The sequence below is a fragment of the Streptomyces sp. SBT349 genome (genome assembly GCF_001083795.1).
Classification (GTDB): Bacteria; Actinomycetota; Actinomycetes; order Streptomycetales; family Streptomycetaceae; genus Streptomyces.
Genome location: NZ_LAVK01000600.1, coordinates 1 through 2,169 on the forward strand (window position 1 = coordinate 1; position 2,169 = coordinate 2,169).

The window sequence follows — 2,169 nt, forward strand, 5'->3', positions numbered from 1 at the left end:
CTCCACCCCCGGTCCCCGATCCCGTACCTCCGGCGCCGACGCCGCCGCCGGGACCCGGCGGCGGCGTCGGCGCCGGAGGTACGGGATCGGGGACCGGGGGTGGAGTACTCATCGCCCCCGGGTGCCCGCCCGCCTCAGGGCGAAACGGGCCCCGTCCCCACCAGCTTCTCGAACAGGAATTCGTGCTTGAGGAACGAGACGTCGTACTCGTGCCCCGGATAGGGCGGGATCAGCTGCGACGCCTGGATCAGCCGCCACCCGTCGCGGAGCGCGGCGACGCCGTCGGGGTAGGGCGGCTCGTCGCCGTCCCCGGTGGTCGGCGACGTGCGGCCGGTGCCGTCGTAGGTGGCCCAGCCCAGGGTGCGGCTGTCCAGCGCCGAGGTGGACAGGTACAGGACGAGCACCCGCTGTCGCGGGTCCCCGTTCACGGTGCTGCTCATGGCTGTTCTTCTCCTTCGGGTGCGCCGTCTCAGGCGGCGGAACGGGTCGGGCGGTTGGTCACGCGGGTCACCCAGTGGTCGAGGTCGAACGCCTCGTTCCCGGTGATCGCCCGCCACAGCCGGACCCGGTTGTGCAGTTCGAGGCGCCCGGTCGCCTGCTCGTACCAGGGGAAGAGGATCCGCAACTCCTCGGCCACCGCCGGGTCGTCCAGGTCGCCGGTGTCCCACAGCAGCCGCTGCCGCACGGTCGGGTTGAACCGGATCTTGAACATGTAGCGGCGCTCGGCGCCCTCGTTCCGCCGGCCGCCGTGCCACAGCCCGTGGTGCAGGATCACCACGGTCCCGGCCGGGCAGGTCAGCCGGTGCTGGCCCAGGATGTTCTGGTAGCGGCCGGTGTCGCTCTCGTTGGTCCTGCGCAGGTGGCTGCCCGGCACGATCAGCGTCCCGCCCGCCTCCAGGGGCACCTCGCGCGGGTAGTACATGAGCTGGACGTCGAACGCGTCGGGCCGCACGTCGATGATCGCGTCGCCGTGGAGCGGCTGGGCGCTGCCCGCGCCCGGCTCGCGGACGTGGACCGCGTGGTGGTCGATCTCGGGCCCCGGACCGACGAGGCTGTGCAGCGCCCCGGCCACGGCCGGCACCTCCACCAGCCGGCGCGCGAGCGAGCCCTCCGGGAAGGCGTCGGGGACCGGCGTGCCATAGGGCACGGGCGGGATCCCGGCGGACAGGACCTCCACGGCCCGGTCGTTGAGGTCGTCCGGCACGACGGCGTCGAGGCGCAGGAAACCATGCGCCACGAAACGCGCCATCTGCACCGAGGTGAGCAGCTGTTCAGTCATCGGACCCTCCGGTCGTCAGTGGTTGGCACTCATCAACGCTAGGCGCCCGACGCCAGGTGATACATGGGTAGTGCTCACCACCACTGGTACGTTTTCCCCATGCAGTGGTTTTCTGTTCGGCTGGACGAACCGCCGCGCGTGGCGGGGATCGGCGTCGGCGTGCACGGCACCGCGAGCCCGCACGACACGTTCCGGCTGCCGGATCTGTGGCAGCTCCACCTCTACCGCTACACCGCGCGGCTGATCGTCGCCGACACCGCGTACACGATCAGGCCCGGCACGGTGAGCCTGGTGCCGCCCGGCACGCTGGTGCGCTACCAGTACCGGGGCCGCTCCGAGCACCTCTACGCCCACCTGCGGCTGTCACCGACCGGCGAGCCGCGCACCGTCCCCGCCGTCCAGGACGCGGGCGCGCACACCGCCACCCTCTCCGCCCAGCTGCTCCAGGCCATCTCCTCGGCGCCGCAGGCCCCCGCCCGCACCACGGCCGAGGTGTGGTCGGTGCTGTGGCGCGTGGCGCACCTGCCCGCGCCGGACACGGAGGGAGCGGGCCACCAGGCGGTGGCGGCGGCGATCGCCCACATCGAGTCCCGCCTCGCCGAGCCCCTGACCGTGCCCGGCGTCGCCCTCGCCGCCGGCGTCTCGCACAACCACCTCACCCGCCTCTTCCGCGCGGAGACCGGCGACACGGTGGTGGCCCACATCAGGCGCCGCCGCATGGAGCGCGCGGGCCACCTGCTGCGCGAGACGACCCTCCCGGTCCGCTCGGTCGCGGCCTCGGTCGGCATCGGCGACCTCCAGGCGTTCAACAAGATCTGCCGCCGTGAGCTGGGCGCCTCCCCCCGCGCCGTCCGCGCCTCCGGCGCACTCCCTCCCGCGCCGTAGCCGCC

The 2,169-nt window shown here is 73.4% G+C and carries 3 protein-coding genes; 1 reads left to right on the forward strand and 2 read right to left on the reverse strand.

The genetic code is table 11. From position 1 onward, the window contains the following. Window positions 1-134: 134 nt before the first annotated feature. Both ADY01_RS35055 and ADY01_RS35060 read right to left on the reverse strand, forming a co-directional pair. On the reverse strand, window positions 135-440 hold the full coding sequence (locus tag ADY01_RS35055) for a hypothetical protein (protein ID WP_049580881.1): 306 nt from the start codon (window positions 438-440) through the stop codon (window positions 135-137). 29 nt (window positions 441-469) lie between these two features. Beyond that, window positions 470-1,279: a phytanoyl-CoA dioxygenase family protein gene (locus ADY01_RS35060; RefSeq protein ID WP_199826401.1), complete on the reverse strand. Its 810-nt coding sequence runs from the start codon at window positions 1,277-1,279 to the stop codon at window positions 470-472. Window positions 1,280-1,378: 99 nt separating this feature from the next. Here ADY01_RS35060 and ADY01_RS35065 point away from each other — a divergent pair, with 99 nt between their 5' ends. After that, window positions 1,379-2,164, forward strand: coding sequence for an AraC family transcriptional regulator (locus ADY01_RS35065; protein WP_049580882.1), 786 nt, complete (start codon window positions 1,379-1,381; stop codon window positions 2,162-2,164). The last annotated feature ends 5 nt before the right edge of the window (window positions 2,165-2,169 follow it).

Bases quoted from the DNA above. Each gene is read 5' to 3' on its own strand.
- ADY01_RS35060 (WP_199826401.1), bottom strand. From the start codon at position 1,279: ATGACTGAACAGCTGCTCACCTCGGTGCAGATGGCGCGTTTCGTGGCG.
- ADY01_RS35065 (WP_049580882.1), top strand. From the start codon at position 1,379: ATGCAGTGGTTTTCTGTTCGGCTGGACGAACCGCCGCGCGTGGCGGGG.
- ADY01_RS35055 (WP_049580881.1), bottom strand. From the start codon at position 440: ATGAGCAGCACCGTGAACGGGGACCCGCGACAGCGGGTGCTCGTCCTG.